This is a genomic window from Bradyrhizobium sp. USDA 336, from assembly GCF_044908355.1.
GTDB classification, from domain to species: Bacteria; Pseudomonadota; Alphaproteobacteria; order Rhizobiales; family Xanthobacteraceae; genus Bradyrhizobium; species Bradyrhizobium yuanmingense.
On record NZ_JBIYDC010000002.1, the window covers coordinates 2,379,668 to 2,398,862 of the forward strand.

The 19,195-nt window shown below is 65.0% G+C and carries 18 protein-coding genes; 12 read left to right on the forward strand and 6 right to left on the reverse strand.

The annotated features are described in order from the left end of the window. Window positions 1–259: 259 nt before the first annotated feature. Together ABIA45_RS12260 and ABIA45_RS12265 are read left to right on the forward strand one after the other, a co-directional pair. Window positions 260–742 carry a (2Fe-2S)-binding protein gene (locus tag ABIA45_RS12260; RefSeq protein WP_404652173.1) on the forward strand — a complete coding sequence of 161 codons (483 nt, stop codon included), beginning with the start codon at window positions 260–262 and terminating at the stop codon, window positions 740–742. After that, window positions 742–4,266, forward strand: a complete 3,525-nt coding sequence (locus tag ABIA45_RS12265) for a molybdopterin cofactor-binding domain-containing protein (RefSeq protein WP_404652175.1) — start codon at window positions 742–744, stop codon at window positions 4,264–4,266. The genes ABIA45_RS12260 and ABIA45_RS12265 overlap by 1 nt, the downstream gene beginning before the upstream one ends. Before the next feature lie 137 nt (window positions 4,267–4,403). On the opposite strand, the gene ABIA45_RS12270 is transcribed toward ABIA45_RS12265, so the two are convergent. Next, window positions 4,404–5,369, reverse strand: coding sequence for a catechol 2,3-dioxygenase (locus ABIA45_RS12270; RefSeq protein ID WP_404652177.1), 966 nt, complete (start codon window positions 5,367–5,369; stop codon window positions 4,404–4,406). A 370-nt stretch (window positions 5,370–5,739) separates the two neighbouring features. Here ABIA45_RS12270 and ABIA45_RS12275 point away from each other — a divergent pair, with 370 nt between their 5' ends. From ABIA45_RS12275 to ABIA45_RS12285, 3 genes are all read left to right on the forward strand, one after another. After that, a complete protein-coding gene (locus tag ABIA45_RS12275; RefSeq protein ID WP_036001369.1) occupies window positions 5,740–7,479 on the forward strand; it encodes an ATP-binding protein in 1,740 nt (579 codons plus the stop codon). 214 nt (window positions 7,480–7,693) lie between these two features. Then, window positions 7,694–8,275, forward strand: a complete 582-nt coding sequence (locus ABIA45_RS12280) for a peroxidase-related enzyme (RefSeq protein ID WP_271547204.1) — start codon at window positions 7,694–7,696, stop codon at window positions 8,273–8,275. A gap of 10 nt (window positions 8,276–8,285) precedes the next feature. Continuing rightward, entirely contained in the window at window positions 8,286–8,789 is a 504-nt protein-coding gene (locus tag ABIA45_RS12285) for an MgtC/SapB family protein (RefSeq protein WP_404652179.1), read from the forward strand. Here ABIA45_RS12285 and ABIA45_RS12290 read toward each other — a convergent pair. The 3 genes from ABIA45_RS12290 to ABIA45_RS12300 form a co-directional block, all read right to left on the reverse strand. Further along, on the reverse strand, window positions 8,786–11,338 hold the full coding sequence (locus tag ABIA45_RS12290) for a cation-translocating P-type ATPase (RefSeq protein WP_404652180.1): 2,553 nt from the start codon (window positions 11,336–11,338) through the stop codon (window positions 8,786–8,788). The two genes, ABIA45_RS12285 and ABIA45_RS12290, sit on opposite strands and share 4 nt — an antisense overlap. After that, window positions 11,335–11,502 carry a hypothetical protein gene (locus ABIA45_RS12295; protein ID WP_271503424.1) on the reverse strand — a complete coding sequence of 56 codons (168 nt, stop codon included), beginning with the start codon at window positions 11,500–11,502 and terminating at the stop codon, window positions 11,335–11,337. The genes ABIA45_RS12290 and ABIA45_RS12295 overlap by 4 nt, the downstream gene beginning before the upstream one ends. Before the next feature lie 235 nt (window positions 11,503–11,737). Further along, window positions 11,738–11,881, reverse strand: coding sequence for a hypothetical protein (locus ABIA45_RS12300; RefSeq protein ID WP_192859586.1), 144 nt, complete (start codon window positions 11,879–11,881; stop codon window positions 11,738–11,740). 265 nt (window positions 11,882–12,146) lie between these two features. Between ABIA45_RS12300 and ABIA45_RS12305 the strand changes: the two genes are divergently transcribed. Next, the gene (locus ABIA45_RS12305) at window positions 12,147–12,302 is read left to right on the forward strand and encodes a hypothetical protein (protein ID WP_404652183.1); all 156 of its coding nucleotides are present in this window, start codon (window positions 12,147–12,149) and stop codon (window positions 12,300–12,302) included. An 11-nt stretch (window positions 12,303–12,313) separates the two neighbouring features. Here the strand turns inward: ABIA45_RS12305 and ABIA45_RS12310 are convergent, their stop codons facing one another. Further along, window positions 12,314–12,943: a ParB-like protein gene (locus tag ABIA45_RS12310; RefSeq protein ID WP_157282303.1), complete on the reverse strand. Its 630-nt coding sequence runs from the start codon at window positions 12,941–12,943 to the stop codon at window positions 12,314–12,316. Between the two features lie 260 nt (window positions 12,944–13,203). On the opposite strand from ABIA45_RS12310, the gene ABIA45_RS12315 reads away from it, so the two are divergent. The 6 genes from ABIA45_RS12315 (at window position 13,204) to ABIA45_RS12340 (ending at window position 17,988) form a co-directional block, all read left to right on the forward strand. Beyond that, the gene (locus ABIA45_RS12315) at window positions 13,204–13,545 is read left to right on the forward strand and encodes a hypothetical protein (protein ID WP_157282304.1); all 342 of its coding nucleotides are present in this window, start codon (window positions 13,204–13,206) and stop codon (window positions 13,543–13,545) included. 232 nt (window positions 13,546–13,777) lie between these two features. Continuing rightward, complete coding sequence (locus ABIA45_RS12320) at window positions 13,778–14,065, forward strand: acyl carrier protein (protein WP_007592476.1); 288 nt, start codon at window positions 13,778–13,780, stop codon at window positions 14,063–14,065. A gap of 10 nt (window positions 14,066–14,075) precedes the next feature. After that, the gene (locus tag ABIA45_RS12325; protein ID WP_404652186.1) at window positions 14,076–14,546 is read left to right on the forward strand and encodes a 3-hydroxyacyl-ACP dehydratase FabZ family protein; all 471 of its coding nucleotides are present in this window, start codon (window positions 14,076–14,078) and stop codon (window positions 14,544–14,546) included. Continuing rightward, window positions 14,543–15,748: a beta-ketoacyl-ACP synthase gene (locus ABIA45_RS12330; RefSeq protein WP_271547209.1), complete on the forward strand. Its 1,206-nt coding sequence runs from the start codon at window positions 14,543–14,545 to the stop codon at window positions 15,746–15,748. Before ABIA45_RS12325 ends, ABIA45_RS12330 begins: the two co-directional genes overlap by 4 nt. Window positions 15,749–15,769: 21 nt before the next feature. After that, window positions 15,770–17,047 carry a beta-ketoacyl-ACP synthase gene (locus ABIA45_RS12335; RefSeq protein ID WP_157282307.1) on the forward strand — a complete coding sequence of 426 codons (1,278 nt, stop codon included), beginning with the start codon at window positions 15,770–15,772 and terminating at the stop codon, window positions 17,045–17,047. Window positions 17,048–17,055: 8 nt separating this feature from the next. Next, on the forward strand, window positions 17,056–17,988 hold the full coding sequence (locus ABIA45_RS12340; protein WP_404652189.1) for a lipid A biosynthesis lauroyl acyltransferase: 933 nt from the start codon (window positions 17,056–17,058) through the stop codon (window positions 17,986–17,988). A 99-nt stretch (window positions 17,989–18,087) separates the two neighbouring features. On the opposite strand, the gene ABIA45_RS12345 is transcribed toward ABIA45_RS12340, so the two are convergent. Further along, on the reverse strand, window positions 18,088–19,194 hold the full coding sequence (locus tag ABIA45_RS12345; protein WP_404541791.1) for a polyamine ABC transporter substrate-binding protein: 1,107 nt from the start codon (window positions 19,192–19,194) through the stop codon (window positions 18,088–18,090). Window position 19,195: the final 1 nt, after the last annotated feature.

The window sequence follows — 19,195 nt, forward strand, 5'->3', positions numbered from 1 at the left end:
GCCGGCGGACATCGCAGTTATCATTCGTATACGAACGATGTTGCGCGCGCTGCCCCGGGGCTGTCAAGCGGCGGTGCAGCGCAAAAGATGCCACTGCCGCATAAAACCTCATTTGCCTATCCGCACTGTCCACAAAGAAGGCAGCCGCGCTGCAGTGCGGCATGCACGGCTTGCACGTTTGTGTACAAACGGTATCGTCGCGGCGTCCGATTTTCGCGATTGCATGATCTTGGATATCGTCTTGGGCTTGGGAACGAGGATGACGCAGACACCGATCCGCCTCACCGTGAACGGCAGGATCCACGAGGTCACGGCAGCGCGCGACACGCCGCTGCTCTACGTGCTGCGCAATGATCTCGCGCTGAACGGCCCGAAATACGGCTGCGGCTTGGGAGAATGCGGCACCTGTACTGTCCTGATCGACGGACTGGCGGCACGCTCCTGCGTGATTCCGGTGAGCGGCTGCGGCGGCCGCGACATCGTGACGCTCGAAGGCCTCGGCACAAGCGACAAGCCCGACGTCGTGCAGCAGGCCTTCATCGACGAGCAGGCCGCACAATGCGGCTATTGTCTCAACGGCATGATCATGACCACCAAGGCGTTGCTCGCGATCAACCCTCGGCCGACCGAGCAGGAGGCGCTGGCGGCGCTGCGCTACAATCTCTGCCGCTGCGGGACGCATGTCGAGATCCTCCGCGCGGTGATGCGCGCATCGGGCCAGCTCGCTGAGGCCGCAGATTGATGGCCTCCTTTGTTTCGAACGGAGCTGAGCGCGGGGGTTCGCTCGTCGTCGCGCGCAGCGTGGACGAGGTCACGTCGGAGACCTTCGTCCGCATCACCGCGGACGGTTCGGTCACGGCCTATAACGGCCATGTCGATCTCGGCACCGGCATCCGCACTGCGCTGGGCCAGATCGTCGCCGAAGAGCTCGACGTCTCCTTTGCGCGCGTTGTCGTCGTGCTCGGCGACACGGCATTGGTGCCGAACCAGGGTGCGACGATCGCGAGCGAGACCATCCAGATCACGGCCGTGCCGCTGCGGAAGGCCGCGTCGCAAGCGCGGCACTTTCTGATCGCGCGCGCCGCGGAACGCCTGGACTTGCCCGAAGCCGAGCTCAGGATCGAGGACGGACTCGTTCGCGGCCACGACAATCGCAGCATCAGCTATGGCGAGCTCATTGGCGACGAGGCGATCCGCCTCGAGCTGGCCGATGACGTGCAGGTCAAGCCGGTCGGCGATTACGCCATCGTCGGCCAGTCGGTGCCGCGCGTCGATCTACCTGCTAAAGCCACGGGCGAGCTGACTTTCGTGCACGACATCCGAGTATCAGGGATGGTGCATGGCCGCGTGGTGCGGCCTCCCTATGCCGGCGTCGATGCCGGACCGTTCGTCGGCACCAGCCTCATTGCGGTCGACGAATCCTCCCTGCGCGACATTCCCGGCCTTATCGCCGTCGTGCGGATCGGCGATTTCGTCGGCGTCGTCGCCGAGCGCGAGGAGAATGCGATCCGTGCGGCAGAGCAGCTCAAGGTGAGCTGGAAGCCGACGCCGACGCTTACCGATCTTGGCGATGTCGAGGCCGCCCTGCGCGCCAATCCCTCGACGCCGCGCACGCTGATCGACAAGGGCGAGGTCGACAAGGCGATATCGAGCGCGGCCAAGCCGATGCAGCGCACTTACGTCTGGCCGTATCAGATGCACGCCTCGATCGGCCCCTCCTGCGCCGTCGCCGACGTCCAGGACGGCAACATCCGCGTCTGGTCGGGCACGCAGAACCCGCACGTGCTGCGCAGCGACCTCGCGCTGCTGATCGAGCGCCCCGAGAGCGAGATCGAGGTTATCCGGCTTGAGGCCGCCGGCTGCTACGGTCGCAACTGCGCCGACGACGTCTCCGCCGATGCGCTCCTGCTGTCGCGCGCCGTCGGCCGTCCCGTCCGCGTGCAATTAACGCGCGAGCAGGAGCACGCCTGGGAGCCCAAAGGCACCGCGCAGCTCATCGACGTCAATGGCGGCCTCGACGCTGACGGCAGCATCGCCGCTTACGATCTCACCACGCGCTACCCCTCGAACGCCGCGCCGACGCTGGCGCTGCTGCTGACCGGTCGCATCTCCCCCGAGCCCACCGTGCTCCAGATGGGCGACCGCACCGCGATCCCGCCCTACGATTACGAGCACATGCGCGTCGTCGCCCACGACACGCCGCCGATCGTGCGGGCCTCCTGGTTCCGCGGCGTCTCGGCATTGCCGAACACTTTTGCGCATGAATCCTATATCGACGAGGCCGCGAGCGAAGCCGGCGTCGATCCGATCGAGTATCGTCTTCGCTATCTGAAAGACCAGCGCGCGGTCGATCTGGTCAATGCGGTGGCCGAGCGCGCGGGCTGGACGCCCCGCCCCGTTCGCGAGGAGAAGGACGGCGAGGTCGTGCACGGCCGCGGCTTTGCCTATGCGCTCTATGTCCACAGCAAGTTTCCCGGCTATGGCGCGGCGTGGTCGGCCTGGGTTGCCGACGTCGCGGTGAACAAGACGACCGGCGACGTCAGTGTGACGCGCGTCGTCGCGGGGCAAGATTCCGGGTTGATGATCAATCCGGACGGCGTGCGCCACCAGATCCAGGGCAACGTCATCCAATCCACCAGCCGCGCGCTCATGGAAGAGGTGTCGTTCGAGCGCGGCACGGTGGCCGCGCGCGAATGGGGCGCCTACCCCATCATCCCCTTCCCCGACGTACCCAAGATCGACGTCTTGATGCTGCCGCGGCAGGACCAGCCGCCGCTCGGCGTCGGCGAGTCTGCTTCGGTGCCGAGTGCGGCGGCGATTGCGAATGCCATCTTCGATGCCACTGGCGTGCGCTTTCGCGAGCCGCCGTTCACGCCTGAGCGCATCCTCAAGGGGCTGCGCGGCGAGACATCGGCGACACCGCAGTGCCTGCCTGCGCCGGCAGCCGCGCCTCAATCGCGTATCTGGGAAAATCCGTTCGCCAGGCGCGCTGGCATCTTCGCAACGATCGCAGCCGTCTGTACCGCCGCGATCGGCATCGGCGCGGCGCTCCTTCCCGGCCGGGCCATCGCGCCGATCACCCGGCCGGATGCATCGGTCTATTCCGCAGCGACCATCGCCCGCGGCGAGCAGCTTGCAGCGCTTGGCAATTGCGCGGAGTGCCATACCAGCATTGGCGGCGCGCTCAACGCCGGCGGCCGCGCATTGGAGACGCCATTCGGCACGATCTATTCGACCAACATCACGCCCGATGTCGAGACCGGGATCGGCGCCTGGTCCTACCCTGCCTTCGAGCGCGCGATGCGCGACGGCTTGCATCGCGACGGACGCCAGCTCTATCCCGCCTTCCCCTACACGCATTTTGCAAAGACCAGCGACGCCGATCTGCAGGCGCTCTACGCTTATCTGATGGCGCAGCCTGCGGTGCGCGCGACGACGCCAGCGAATGCGCTCGCCTTCCCGTTCAATCTGCGCCCGCTGCTGGCGGGCTGGAACGCGCTGTTCCACCGGACCCACGAATTCAAGTCGGACCCCTCAAGGTCCGAGGCCTGGAATCGCGGCGCCTATCTGGTCGAGAGCCTCGGCCATTGCAGCGGCTGTCATTCGCCCCGCAACGCGCTCGGCGCCGAGCAACGCAACGCCTATCTTGCCGGCGGCTTCGCCGAAGGCTGGGAAGCGCCGGCGCTGACCTCGCTCTCGCACGCGCCGATTCCGTGGAACGAGGAGGAGCTCTACGCCTATTTGCGCACCGGCCAGTCGCGTTACCACGGCGTCGCCGCCGGACCTATGGCGCCTGTTATCCGCGACCTCAAGGCTCTGCCCGACCAGGACATCCGTGCGATGGCGGTCTATCTGAACTCCTTCAACGACACGGCCGATACACCAGCGCCGGATGCGCTCGCCGCCAAGCTCGAGAGCGCAACGCAAGTGACCGTCGCCTCCTCCGCGGGCGCCCGCCTCTATCAGGGCGCCTGCGCCGTCTGCCACGAGGTCGGCGGCCTGCCGCTGTTCGGCAGCCGGCCTTCGCTCGCGCTCAACAGCAACATTCACAGCACGAAGGCGGATAATCTCGTGCAGGTGATCCTGCACGGCATTGCCGACCCGGTCTCCAGCGATCTCGGCTACATGCCCGCGTTCAGAAACAGCATGAGCGATGCACAGGTCGAGGAGCTCGTGACGTTTTTGCGCAAGCAGTTCGCGCCGGACAAGCCGGCCTGGACCGGCGTGCGCGAGACGATCTCGCGTGTGCGAAGTTCGACCCACTAACGTCATTCCGGGGCCCGAGCATAGCGAGGGAGCCCGGAATCCATAACCACCAGCCGGGGTTATGGATTCTCAGATGCGCAATTGCGCATCATAGCTCGCCGCTTCGCGTCGCCCCGGAATGACACTGCGTGAATACTCTATCCGTGCTTCACCTCCACCGGCGGCGTGCCGTGGGTGTGGAACGACTCGATCGTCTTCAATCCCCAGGCCTGGCCTTTCTTGCGCTCCTCCTCGGTCCACACGATCGGCTTCCAGTCGGGCGCGAGGATGAGGCGTGCGCCGGCATTGGCGACTTCGACGCGGTTGCCGCCGGGCTCGTAGACATAGAGGAAGAAGGTCTGCTGGATCGCGTGCTTGTGCGGGCCGGTCTCGATGTGCACGCCGTTCTCTAGAAAAATGTCCGCGGCACGCAGGATCTCCTCGCGGCTGTCGAGCGCGTAGGTGACGTGGTGGAAGCGGCCCGGCACGCCCGAATGATCGAGCGAATAGGCAAAGTCGTAGCTCTTGTTCGACATCGTCAGCCACATCGCAGCTTCACGGCCGTCGTTGAGCACGATCTGCTCGGTGAGGCGGCAGCCCAGATAGGTCTCGAAGAACTCGCGGTTGGCCTTGATGTCGACGGCAAGACAATTGAGATGGTCGAGGCGGCGCACATTGACGCCGCGGGCGGGAAAGCGCTGCGCCTGGTTCTTCAGCGCAGGCTTGAGTTCGGGCGGCGCCTGATACCATTCGGTCTCGTAATAGAGCTCGACGATGTGGCCATCGGGGTCGCTGCAACGGAAGGTCGGCCCCTGCCCCATGTCGCCGTCGATCCAGCCGATATCGAAGCCGGATCCTTTTAGCGCCGCAACACGGCGCTCCAGCGCCTGCTGGCTGCGCGCACGGAGTGCCATGTGGCCCATGCCCGAGGTCTTCGACGCCGTGAGCTTGAGCGAATAGCGCTCGTAATCGTCCCAGCCGCGCAAGTAGACCGACTCGCCCTTCTGGCCGCTGACGGTCATGCCCATCACATCGACGAAGAACCTCAGGCTCTCGTCGGGCTTCGGCGTCAGCAGCTCCATGTGGCCGAGATGGGCAAGATCGAGGATCGGTTCGGGCTGCATGGTTCCTCCTGGAGCGGACGCGGGGCTTTCGGCGGGGCGCCCCAATTTGTACTAATGTACAAATCATTAGGTCCAGTCAACAAAGCACCGGTGTGTGCGCTGCGATCGATACCTGACCGCCGTCCGCCCGAGCGAGACGGGCAGCCTGCCCAAATGGTAAATACTTCCCTAAGGACCATCTCACCTGAAAGGTCCGGCAAATGCAGCATTTTCCCGGCCATTCCGCCCATAGGCAGGCATCGGCGACGGGGCTCCTGACCGAATTACCGCGGATTTAACGGAGCCACCGCGTCCGGCGTTTAACTGTTTGTGCAGCGACGGCCGCGCATAGTCCGGGCAACTCCCCTTGCTCTTGCCAGGTTCATTCATCGTGACATCCTTTGGACGCGTGATTTCGGTTCGCGGATCGCTCGCCCGGGTCGGGCTGCTGGCGGAAAGCCGGATGCCGATCTCGGAGGTGCGGGCCACCGTCGGCCGTTTCGTCAGCATTCGCTGTGCCAGCTCGGTCATCGTTGCGATGATCACGGAGGTCTCCTGCGAAAATCTGTCGAGCTCGGACAATTACATCGCCATCGCCTCGGTCGACCTGCTCGGCGAGATTCTCAATGCCGCGGACAAGGCCAAGTTTCAGCGCGGCGTCACCAACTATCCGACCATCGGCGATGCCGTCGACCTGATCACCAGCCAGGAGCTGCGTACGATCTACGCGCCGACCGGCTCGGACCAGATCAATGTCGGCTTCCTGCAGCAGGACCGCTCGGTCATCGCCTATGTCGACGTCGAGGAAATGCTGTCCAAGCATTTTGCCGTGCTGGGATCGACTGGCGTCGGTAAATCGACCGGCGTCTCGCTGCTGCTCAACGAGATCCTGAAGGCGCGGCCGAACCTGCGCATCTTCCTGCTCGACGTGCACAACGAATATGGCCGCTGCTTCGGCGACCGCGCGCTGGTGCTCAACCCGCGGAACCTGAAGCTGCCGTTCTGGCTGTTCAACTTCGAGGAAATCGTCGACGTACTGTTCGGCGGCCGCGCCGGCGTGCCGGAAGAGCTCGACATCCTCGCCGAAGTGATCCCGCTCGCCAAAGGCGTCTACACCCAGTACCAGAACGCCGACCGCATCGGCCTCAAGCGCATCGATCCCAAGCAGATCGGCTACACCGTCGATACGCCGGTGCCCTATCGCCTGGTCGACCTGCTGTCGCTGATCGACGAGCGCATGGGCAAGCTCGAGAACCGCTCCTCGCGCATCATCTATCACAAGCTGATCTCGCGCATCGAGGCGGTGCGCAACGACCCTCGCTACGCCTTCATGTTCGACAACGCCAATGTCGGCGGCGACACCATGGCCGAAGTCATCAGCCATCTGTTCCGCCTGCCCGCCAACGGCAAGCCGATGACGGTGATGCAGCTCGCCGGCTTCCCGGCCGAGGTGATCGATTCCGTCGTGTCCGTGCTCTGCCGCATGGCCTTCGACTTCGGCCTGTGGAGCGACGGCGTCTCGCCGCTGCTGTTCGTCTGCGAAGAGGCGCACCGCTACGCCTCCGCCGACCGCAACATCGGCTTCGGCCCGACCCGCAAGGCGGTATCGCGCATCGCCAAGGAAGGCCGCAAATACGGCGTCTATCTCGGCCTCATCACCCAGCGCCCCGCCGAGCTCGACGCCACCATCATCTCCCAGTGCAACACGCTGTTCACGATGCGCCTCGCCAACGACCGGGACCAGGCACTGCTGCGCGCCGCCGTGTCGGATGCCGCCGCGAACCTGCTCTCCTTCGTGCCGTCACTCGGCACCCGCGAGGTGCTGGCGTTCGGCGAAGGCGTGGCGCTGCCGACCCGCTTGCGCTTCAAGGAGGTGCCGCCGCACCAATTGCCGCGCGGCGAGGCCACCATCTCGAGCGTGCCCTCCGTCACCTCCGGCCACGACATGCATTTCGTCAGCGCCGTGCTCGAACGCTGGCGCGGCGCCACCTCGCAGCGCGACGTGCCGAACGACCCCGTGTTCTCGGCACCGCCCGCGAAGACGATGTCCAGCGTCGAAGCCCCGATGCTGCAGCCCTCGATGGGCCTCGACCCGGACCGCTTCTCGCTGCTGAAGAAGCCGCTGCGGTAAGGCCTCGCTCCAACCACATCGTCATTGCGGGCGCAGCGAAGCAATCCGGAGTCTTTCCGCCGGGGGATTCTGGATTGCTTCGCTGCGCTCGCAATGACGGAGGATGGAACGTCGTTCCCACCTGACACCTTCGTCGCGGCCACTTCGGACCGGCAGATTGAGCCCGCCTTCCGCATCGACTATGGTTCCCGCCTAAAAGCCGGAATCCATGCCCATGACAAAGACCGCCGCGCAACGCTTTCCCGCCCCCGCCCTCGAAACCCTGCCCGACGACATCCGCACGCGCCTCCTTGCCGTGCAGGAGAAGAGCGGCTTCGTGCCGAACGTGTTCCTGACGCTGGCCTACCGCCCTGACGAGTTCCGCGCCTTCTTCGCCTATCACGACGCGCTGATGGAGAAGGACGGCGGCCTCACCAAGGCCGAGCGCGAGATGATCGTGGTGGCGACGTCGGCGGCCAACCAATGCCAGTACTGCGTGATCGCCCATGGCGCGATCCTGCGCATCCGCGCCAAGAACCCGCTGATTGCCGACCAGGTCGCGATCAACTACCGCAAGGCCGATATCACGCCGCGGCAGAAGGCGATGCTCGATTTCGCCATGAAGGTTTCAGCCGACGCGCAGCGGGTTTCCGAGGACGATTTCGCCGCGCTTAGCCCCCACGGCTTCAGCGACGACGACATCTGGGACATCGCCGCGATCTCCGCCTTCTTCGCTCTGTCGAACCGGCTGGCGAATTTCACGGGCATGCGGCCGAACGAGGAGTTCTATCTGATGGGCCGCCTGCCGAAGACGTAATCGAGGCGCCATGACCGAGCTCGATTGGCCCGAAATCCTGCTGCGCCTCGGCACGGCCACGCTTGCCGGCGGCGCGATCGGCCTCAACCGCGACCTGCACGGCAAGCCGATCGGGCTGAAGACGCTCGGCATCGTCGGGCTCTCCACCGCGAGCGTGGTTCTGCTCGCATTGCAGCTCGCCGAACCGGCCAGGGTCGTCGACGCCGCCAGCCGTGTCATCCAGGGCATCCTCACCGGCATCGGCTTTCTCGGCGCCGGCGTCATCGTGCACCAAAGCACCGGGTTTCGCGTTCGAGGCCTCACCAGCGCCGCCTGCACTTTCCTTGCCGCCTGCCTCGGCATCGTCTGCGGCGCCGGACAGTGGAGAATCGTCGTCGTCGCCCTGGCGCTGGCCTTCGTCCTGCTCACGATTGGCCGTCGCCTCGAGCGCCGGCTGCATCGCATGCTTGGCGGCAAGGAAGATCCGCAGCGGACGGAGACCTCGCCGAGCTCGGGTCAGCGGGAGAGCGATTAAAATCGCAACCGCCGCGCCCAAATCGGCTTCAGCAGTTCGAGCCCCGTGAGCACCAATAGTCCGGCGCCGAGCGTGATCATCAAATCGTCAACATGCAGCGGACCGAAGCGAAACAGACCGGACGCCGGCGGCCAGAACAAGGCTGTGGCGAGAACTAGCGCAATCAAGAGGAATATCCAGAGCAAGGCCGCGTTCGGACGGAAGAAGGCAGACAGGAACGATGCGCTGAAGGATCGATTGACCAGCACCAGCGCGAGGACGCAGGCGACGAGCGCAATGAATGCGAGGGTGCGAGCCTCATCGGGCGGCAGGCCGGAACGAAGCGCTGCGACGAAGATCACGGCGATCAAGGCGAAGGCCATCGCGCCCTGCAGAACGCTCCAGGCGATCAGGGGCCACGAAAACAGCTCCGCATGCGCATGCCGCGGCGGACGCTTCATGACGTCATGCTCCTCCCGCTCGGCCTCGAACACCAGCGAGCAGACCGGATCGATGATCAGCTCGAGAAAGGCAATGTGCACCGGGCCGAGCACCAGCGGCAGCCCGAACACCAGGGGAAGCAGCGCAAGACCCGCGATCGGCACGTGGACGGCAAAGATGAAGGCCATGGCCTTGCGCAGATTGTCGTAGATCCGGCGACCGAGGCGGATGGATGCGACGATGGAGCTGAAGTCGTCGTCAAGCAGGACGATCGAGGATGCCTCGCGAGCGACGTCGGTGCCGCGGCCACCCATCGCGATTCCGATATGGGCGGCCTTCAGCGACGGCGCGTCGTTGACGCCGTCGCCCGTCATCGCAACGATCTCGCCGCTGCGCTTCAGCGCCTGGACGATCCGCAGCTTCTGCTCCGGCAGAACCCGCGCGAAGACGTTCACCTTCCTGACGAGTGCCTCGAGCTCGCGGTCGTCAGCGAGCTTGACCTGCTCCCCGGTCGCGACCTCATCGACGTCGAGCCCGGCTTGCGCGGCGATCGCCATGGCGGTTGCCGGATAGTCGCCCGTGATCATGACGACGCGGATGCCGGCCGAACGGCACTCGCGAACCGCCTCCGGAACATGAGGCCGCAACGGATCGGCAAACCCGACCAGGCCAACGAAGCGAAATACGAAAGCCTCCTGGGATGCCGGCAGAGAAAGCTCATCGCAAACGGCAACCGCCATCCCCAGCACCCGAAGCCCGTCCTTCGCCATGGCCCCGACGGCAGCTTGCACGGCCTCGCGATCGGCCTCGTTCAGCCGGCACAGGCGCGCAATCGCTTCCGGCGCGCCCTTGGCGCATGCGATGAGCTCCGCCGCCGCGGATGTGCGCCAAACCTGGGTCATGGCGAGCAGCTCGGGACGCAGACCATAGGTGCGCACCAGCGTCCGCCCGCCTTCCATCGCATCGTCGTCCCGCAAGACATTACGCGCGAACGCATGCAGCGCCTTTTCCATCGGATCGAACGGTTCCGCAGAGCTTGCCAGCGCCCCGCAGCGCGCCAGCTCGGCGAATTCGGGCCCGACCTGATCCGGTCCGGACGCCTCCGCACGCAGGCGCGCGCCGTCCAGCAGGCGCAGTTCGGCGACCGACATCTGGTTCTGCGTCAGCGTTCCGGTCTTGTCGGTACACAGGACTGTTGCTGAGCCGAGAACCTCGATGGCCGCGGCTCGCCGCGTCAGGACGCGGGCCTGGGAAATCCGCCACGCACCCATTGCCATGAACACCGTGAGCACGACGCTGAATTCTTCCGGAAGCATCGACATGCCGATGGCGACGCCTGCCAGCAGCGCCTGCAGCCAGTCGCCGCGCGAGACGCCGTAGAGCACAATCGCGGCCAGGCTGATGATGGCGCCGCCGAGAAAGCAAAGCCGCACCAGCCTTGCGGTCTGTTGCTGAAGCCGCGGCGGCTCGGCCTGCAGGCCGCGAAGCGACAGCCCGATCTTCCCGATCTCGCTGCGCGGCCCGGTGGCCTCGACCAGCGCCAGCCCCTCGCCGCGCACGACGAGCGAACCGGAATACACGAATGGCTGATCCTCGCCGCCGGGCCGGTGAGCGGCTACTTTGATCTTGTCGGCGGTCTTCTTGCGGACGGGCACCGACTCGCCGGTCAGCAGGGACTCGTCGATCTGCAAGTCCCGCGCTTCGACGAGCGCGGCGTCGGCGGGGACGCGATCGCCTTCACCGAGGACGAGAAGATCGCCCTGCACGACCTCGCGGCCGGCAATTCGCCGGCGCGCACCGTCACGCACCACCAGCGCCCGCGGGCTGGTCAGGTCGCGCAAGGCTTCCAGCACGCGCTCGGTCCGGGTTTCCTGCACCACCGTGATCACGATGGACATCGCCCCGAAAGCCAGCAGGATCACCGCCTCCTTGAGATCGCCGAGCACGAGGTAGATCAGCCCGCCGCAGAGCAGCAGCAGGAGCATCGGCTCGCGCAGCACTTCCACCACGATGCGCAGCGGACTGCGTCGTTCCGGCCGAGGCAGTTCGTTGGGGCCGTCTGCCGCGAGCCTCGCCCGGGCGTCGGTCTCGCTCAGGCCGACCGCACCTTCGCGTTGCACCTCGCTCACGATTTCCGCCGCAGGCTCCAGAAGCTGCCGGCTCCGACGATTGCAGTGGCGAGCAGGACGGCAACGAAGGTCTGGATGATGGTGAAGTTCAGCGCGTCACGCGCGACGAATAGCGCCGTGATCGCGCCGGCGAGGACGAAAAGAATGCGAAAGATGACGCTCATGGCCGTGCCTCCAAGGTCTGCATGACAAGATCTGCATTGACTTGGAGCCCGGGCCCTCCGCATCGGGGCACAACGCTGTCGCTGCAACCATGCAGGCAGAGCTTAGCCGGTCGGGGCGAGGCAGGTTTGCGACAGGTCAAGCCGACCCATCCATCATCGCTCGCCAGATGCGACGTGATGTCCGCCTCGGAGCGCGCAGCCGCCGCATCGCTCACGGCTGCGAGGCCGTATGCGGCTAGCGCTTCGCCATCAACTCGAGCGCCGGAGCAAAGCGTTCCGCGAACGTCAACGACTTGGCGTGGTGGACTGCGGCAAAGGATGCAGAGATTCCCGCCGAAGCGACCGCGAGCAAGGCAACTACGAAAGCCAGACGGCGCATGTTCGCCTCCTGTGTGAGCTCGACTACTCCATAGAGATGGGACTGCTCTGTTTCAGGACGGTTTCGTGGGCGGGGAAATTGATTTCGCTCAAGCGGCTGTGATGAGATCCGACTTATCTGGGCGCAATCCATACCCAACTAACAAGAGTAGACGTGTTTTGCAGCGCCGGCCGTATTGGGAATTTTGATACCCGCGAGCGCGCTCCCAGGCACTGCGACGACGAAGCAACATTCGCTGCAATGGGAGTCATCGAGGACTACGCAAATGAAGATCGTGATCCAGAAGGTCAATGGCCTGTGGCACCTCATCGTCGGATCGAGCCGGATCCGAACGCCGTTCCTGGACACCCAGGACCGCGCGCTGGTGGTCACTTACGCCCGCCGCGCGTATCCCGGCGCCAGGATCTTCCAGCGCGACTGATGTGATTACTCTTAGTCGTCGTCCGCCGGGCCGCACCAGCCGGGCAGATAGATCGCATTCTTGCTTCTGGCCGCGACCATCGCCTTCTCGAGCGCATTGTCGAAATCGGCCTCCACCGCCTTGCGCGAGACCTGCCGGCGCAGGAAGTCGGCCCACAGGAATTCAGAAAACGGTGTGGTGTCCTTGGCGAAGCCGCCCATGCGGCGCAATTCGCCGGCAAGACTGCGGAATGGATCGTCCTTGAGGTCGGCAACCGATTTCGGCAGGTCGCGGAACGAGCGCCGCTCGCCCTTGGCGTCGTAAGGATAGACCCAGCGCTTGTTGTCCATGACACCCCAGAACGCCTCGCGCTCCACCATCCTGAGATCGCCGACGACGGTCACCAGCACCTCCTTGACGCCTTCATCGTGCAGCGCGCGGCCGAGGTGATGATGATCGATCACGTAGTAGCGCGCGTCGGGTCCGTAAACGACGGGGATCATGTGCTTGCCAAGCAGATCCGCCTGCTTCTTCTTGCCATGCTCGCGCCAGCGCTTCCGCTTCTCCTTGACCTCGCGCATGCCGACCGTCATCTGCGTCGGCCGGAGCGACAGGATCGGAACCGGATGCACTCTCGGCTCGCGCGCGTTGGTCGTGGTCATGATCGAAGGCCCCTGGCATGCAACTACGGTTCGGGTTCCCGCGACTATGCCACGGGTCCCGCGGTGGCAAAATCCGTTCGGAAGACGCGCAGATCACAAGTCGATACCGGCCGGTAAAAAAGACGTCCTCAATGGCTGTCGCTATGCCCGCGTTGCAAATAGTACCAACGCACAAATGCATCCTGGCATTGCGAAGATTTACTGCAACGCGTGCCTCACCTATGCTATCTAGATCGCTGCTTCGGAGTGATCCCCGCCCCATGAACAACCAGCGGCCCATAAGCTCTGATGAGGAGCACCGGGTGCTCCAGTTCAGGCCGCGCACCCCGCCTTCCCCAAGGGTCCAGCGCGGCAATGGCTCCGTGCAACCGCTCCGCCTCACGCCCGAACGGCTGGACCTGTCGCGCTACGAGCAGCCGCATGCCGAGCCCGACAATTACCGGCAGCGCATGCTTGCCAATATCGCAGCGCTCGCCTTCACCATCGCGCTGACGGCGATCGGGATCTGGCTCGCGGTCAGTATCGCCGACCTGCGCCGGACCCAGGATTGCGTGCTGATGGGCCGCCGCGACTGCGTCAAGATCACGACACCGCATATTTAGGACCGGCCCGGCACGGACCTCATGGCGGACGGACCCAGCCGGCATCCCCAGCCGCGTCCGGTGCAGTCCCCGGGGGCCTGCCCGGCTCCATTGAACTCAAGGCGGCGCTCCGATATACGGGCTTTCGACCCGGCCAGAGGGGGGTTTGAGGGCGTCATCAGGGCGCGATGCCCAGCCACCGTGCCACTCTGGACAATCTGACAAATACCTACAATATATCAAAGGCTTAGTGATGTCCTCCACATTCGATCAGGTCGCCACGATCATCGCTGAAACCTGCGACATCCCGCGCGACACGATCACGCCGGATAGCCATGCCATCGATGACCTCGGGATCGACAGCCTCGATTTCCTCGATATCGCCTTCGCGATCGACAAGCAGTTCGGCATCAAGCTGCCGCTGGAGAAGTGGACTCAGGAGGTCAACGACGGCAAGGCGACCACCGAGCAATATTTCGTGCTGAAGAACCTGTGCGCCCGCATCGACGAACTGGTTGCGGCCAAGGGCGCGAGCGCCTAAGGGCGCAGTCATGCAACTCGAATACTTCCACATGATCGATCGCATCGTCGACCTCAAGGTCGACGAGAAGACGATCGTCGTCGAAGCGCAGGTCCCGCAGGAAAGCACCATCTTCGAGGGGCACTTCCCCGGTTATCCCTTGATGCCCGGCGTGCTCCTGATCGAATCGATGGCGCAGGCCTCGGGCTGGCTTCAACTCGGCGTGCTCAGGTTCGAACGCATGCCGATCCTGGCCGCCGTGAAGGAGGCCAAGGTCCGCGGCTCGGTCTTCCCCGGCGATCTCATGAGCATCGAGGCGAGCCTCACCCATGAAGGCTCCGGCTATGCCATGACCGAGGCCAAGATCCGGGTCGGCGGCAAGCTGCGCGCGAATTCGGCCCTCACCTTCACGCTGATTCCCTTCCCCAATGCGGATATGCGCTCCCACATGGACGCCATCGCCAAGCGCGTCGGATTTCCGCAACAGGCCGTATCGTCATGACTGACACTCCCGCTTTGAAGCCGGGCCAGACCGAGGTCTGGATCACCGGCATTGGGCTCGCCACCTCGCTCGGCGAAGGCCTCGACGCCAACTGGGCCGCGCTTTCCGAGAAGCGCATCAATGTCGACGAGAAGGGCTTTGCGCCCTACATCGTGCATCCCTTGATGCCGGTATCCTTCGACAGCCAGATCCCGAAGAAGGGCGACCAGCGCCAGATGGAAGCCTGGCAGCGCATCGGCACCTATGCCGCCGGTCTTGCGCTCGATTCCGCCGGCATCAAAGGCAACAAGGACATCCTGTCGAAAATCGACATGGTCGTCGCCGCCGGCGGCGGAGAGCGCGACATCAACGTCGACAGCGGCATTCTCACCGCCGAGGCCAAGGGCGCCAACGCGCCGGGTTTCCTCAACGAACGGCTGATGAGCGATCTGAGGCCGACACTGTTCCTGGCCCAGCTCTCTAACCTGCTCGCCGGCAACATCGCCATCGTGCACGGTCTGGGTGGCACCTCGCGCACCTTCATGGGCGAAGAGGTCGCCGGCGCCGATGCCGCCCGCATCGCGCTCGCGCGCATCGCCTCGGGCGAGAGCGACATCGCGCTGGTCGGCGGCTCGTACAACGGCGAGCGCAAGGACCTGCTCGTCCTCTACGAGTTCGGCGATTTCAACCTGAAGGACAAGTTCACGCCCGTCTGGGCCCGCAAGGATAATCCCGGCTTCGCGCTCGGCTCGGCCGGCGCTTTCCTGGTGCTGGAATCGAAGGCGCATGCGGAAGCGCGCGGCGCCAAGCCGTTCGCAAAGCTGTCGAGCGTCGTCGCCGACCTCGCCAAACGCAAGCAGCCCGGCGACATGGCCGCGACGCTCGAGAAGCTGTGGGCCAAGCTGCCCAGGCGCGAGGGCAAGGGCGCGATCATCACCGGAGCGACCGGGGCGGAGCCCGCGACCTCGGACGAGCGCGACTTCCTGAAGAACCATGCCGACTTTCCGGTGCGCTCGACCGGCACGGTGTTCGGCCACGCCATGGAAACGCAATTTCCGCTCGGCATTGCCCTCGCCGCATTGTCGATCTCGCGCGGCGCGCTGTTCCCGCCGAATGATTCCACGGGGACCGAGATTGAAATGCAGGGTGCGCCCACCCAGATCGTGGTGGTGGGAGCCGGACATTGGCGCGGCGAAGGCATGGCGCTGGTCGAGGCGGTTTAATCAGCTCAAGCGGGGATCGACATGACTGCACCACGCGACAAACTCGGGCGTCCCGTCGTCGTCGTCACCGGCATGGGCATCATGACCTCGCTCGGCGCCGGCAAATCCGACAATTGGGCAAAGCTCGTCGCCGGCGAATCCGGCATCCGCACCATCACGCGTTTTCCGATCGACGGCCTCAAGACCACGATGGCCGGCACGGTCGATTTCGTCAGCGCCGATCCGTTCTCCTCCACCGCCCTGTCCGAGCGGATGGCCGAGCTGGTGACGCAGGAAGCGCTGGAGCAGGCCGGCATCGGCGCCAAGGCCGATTTCCCGGGTCCGCTTTTCCTCGCGGTGGCGCCGGTCGAGGTCGAATGGCCGCAGCGTCGCGAGCTCGGTCGCGCCGTCGGCCAGCAAGACATCACCTATGACGATCTGCTCCGCATCTCCGGCGGCGGCAAGTTCAGCGCGTATCATCATCGCTTCATGTTCGGCTCGGTTGCTGCCCATCTTGCCGAGACCTTCGGTACCAAGGGCTCGCCGATCTCGCTGTCGACGGCCTGCGCGTCCGGAGCCACCTCGATCCAGCTCGGCGTCGAGGCGATCCGCCGCGGCGAGACGGACGCAGCGCTGTGCGTCGCGACCGACGGCACCGTGAACCCGGAAGCGCTGGTGCGCTTCTCACTGCTGTCGGCGCTTTCGACCCAGAACGACCCGCCGCAGGCGGCCTCCCGTCCCTTCTCCAAGAACCGCGACGGCTTCGTGATGGCCGAAGGCGCCGGCGCGCTGGTGCTGGAGAGCTATGAAGCCGCCACCGCGCGCGGCGCAAAAATTCTCGGCGTGATCGCCGGCTGCGGCGAGCTCACCGATTCCTTCCACCGCACCCGCTCCTCGCCCGACGGCAAGCCGATCATCGGCTGCATGAACAAGACGCTGGCCGATGCCGGCATGACGCCGGACCAGATCGACCACATCAACGCGCACGGCACCGCGACGCCCGAGAACGACAAGATGGAATTCAACACGACGTCGGCCGTTTTCGGCGAGCTCGCGCAGAAGATTCCGGTCACCTCCAACAAGTCGATGGTCGGCCACACCATCTCGGCCGCCGGCGCAGTCGAGGCGATCTTCTCGCTGCTCACGCTCGAGCATCAGCGCATTCCGCCGACGATCAACTACGACAATCCGGATCCCACGATCCTGTTCGACGTCGTCGGCAACAAGGCGCGCGATGCGCGCGTGACCGCGGTGATGTCGAACTCGTTCGGCTTCGGCGGCCAGAACGCCTCGCTGATCCTGACCCGCGAACCGGCCTGACCGGACGCATGGCGCTGCTTCCTGCGAGCACGAAGGCCCGCGCGCGGGAGGCTGCCAAATCGCTCGGCGGCAGCCTGATCGGCGCCGCGACCGTCGCGATGCTGCGCACCACGCGCTATTTCGATTCAGCCAAGACCTCGGACTTCTTCGCGCGTGCCGTCAAGCTGATCGGGCCGCGCCTGCGCGAGCACCGCATCGGCCGCGCCAACCTCGCCGCCGCCTTCCCCGAGAAGTCACCGGAGGAGATCGAACGGATCCTGATGGGCGTCTGGGACAATCTCGGCCGCGTCGGCGCCGAGTTCGCCCATATCGATCAGGTCTGGGACTACGCCCGCGATGTCCCGGAGAAGAGTCGCATGGAGATTTCCCCGCGCAGCATCGAGCTGTTCGACCAGATCCGCGACGACGGCAAGCCGGCGCTGATCTTCGCGGCGCACCTTGCGAACTGGGAATTGCCGGCGCTCGCGGCGGTCGCGCATGGCCTGGACACCGCGATTCTCTATCGCCGCCCGAACATCGCCTCGGCCGATCGCATCATCCAGGAGATGCGCCAGGTCAACATGGGCACGCTGATCCCGGCCGGCCGCGACGCACCGCTGCGGCTCGCACAGGCGCTGAAGGACGGCAAGCACGTCGCCATGCTGATCGACCAATATCTGACAGCCGGCGTCGAGGTCACGTTCTTCGGCCGCAAGACCCGCGCCAATCCGATGCTGGCGCGCCTCTTGCGCCAGGTCGAATGCCCGATCCACGGCGTGCGCATCATCCGCCTGCCCGGCGGCCGCTTCCGCGGCGAGCTCACTGAAGAGATCCAGCCGGTGCGCGATGCCGACGGCGGGATCGACATCCAGGGCACGACGCAGGCGATCACGAGCGTCGTTGAAAGTTGGGTTCGCGAGCATCCCGAGCAGTGGCTGTGGCTGCACAGAAGGTGGCGGTAAATACTCCGTCATTGCGAGCGCAGCGAAGCAATCCAGAATCGTTCCACGGAAGCAGTCTGGATTGCTTCGTCGCTTCGCTCCTCGCAATGACAGGCGCTACTACCGCCCCGTCTTCACCTTCGTCCACAGCCGGTTGATGATCCGCTGCGTGGCCGGCTCGCGCGCCGTGATGACGAACAGTTTTGCGAGCGTCGCCTCGTCCGGATAGATGTTCTTGTCGTTCAGGATCTTCGGGTCGACCAGCTTCTGGCTGGCGAGGTTGCCGTTGGCATAGGACAGGAAGTCCGAGTTCTTGGCGGCCACATCAGGCCGATAGAGATAGTTGATCAGCTCGTAGGCTTCCCTAACGTTCTTGGCATCCGCGGGGATCGCGAGATTGTCGAAGAACATCTGCGCGCCCTCCTTCGGGATGGTGTAGCCGATCTCGACGCCGCTTTTGGCTTCGGCGGCGCGGGCGCGGGCCTGCATGATGTCGCCGGACCAGCCGACCACGAAGCAGATCTCGCCGGTCGCCAGCGCGCTCAGATATTCGGAGGAGTGAAACTTGCGCACGGACGGGCGGACCTTGGCGACGGCATCGGCGGCCTTCTCGAGGTCGGCCTGCTTGGTCGAGTTCGGATCGAGCCCGAGCCAGCTCAGCGCCGCCGGGAAGATGTCGTCGGCGGAATCGAGCATGTGCACGCCGCAATCTTTGAGCTTCGCCAGATTCTCCGGCTTGAAGACGATGTCCCAGCTGTCGATCTTGGCATCGGGGCCGAGGATCTGCTTCACCTTGGCGATGTTGTAACCAATGCCTGTCGTGCCCCACATGTAGTTGGCGGCGTAGACATTGCCGGGGTCGTAGGTGGCGAGGCGCTGCGTCACCACCGGCCAGGCATTGGCGAGGTTCGGGAGCTTCGACTTGTCGAGCTTCTGGAAGATGTTGGCCTTGATCTGGCGCTGCAGGAAGTACGCCGTGGGCACCACGACGTCATAGCCGGACTTGCCGGCCATCAGGCGCGTCTCCAGCGTCTCGTTGGCGTCGAAGGTGTCGTACACGACCTTGATGCCGGTCTCCTTGGTGAAGGCTTCAAGGACCTCAGGCGCCATGTAGTTGGACCAGTTGTAGAAGTTGACGACCCGCTCCTCGGCCCTAACAGGGGCGGAGAGCAACGTCAGTGCCGCAGCGATCGCGAAACCAAGCCTGGGGCGGCCGACGTTCGTCATC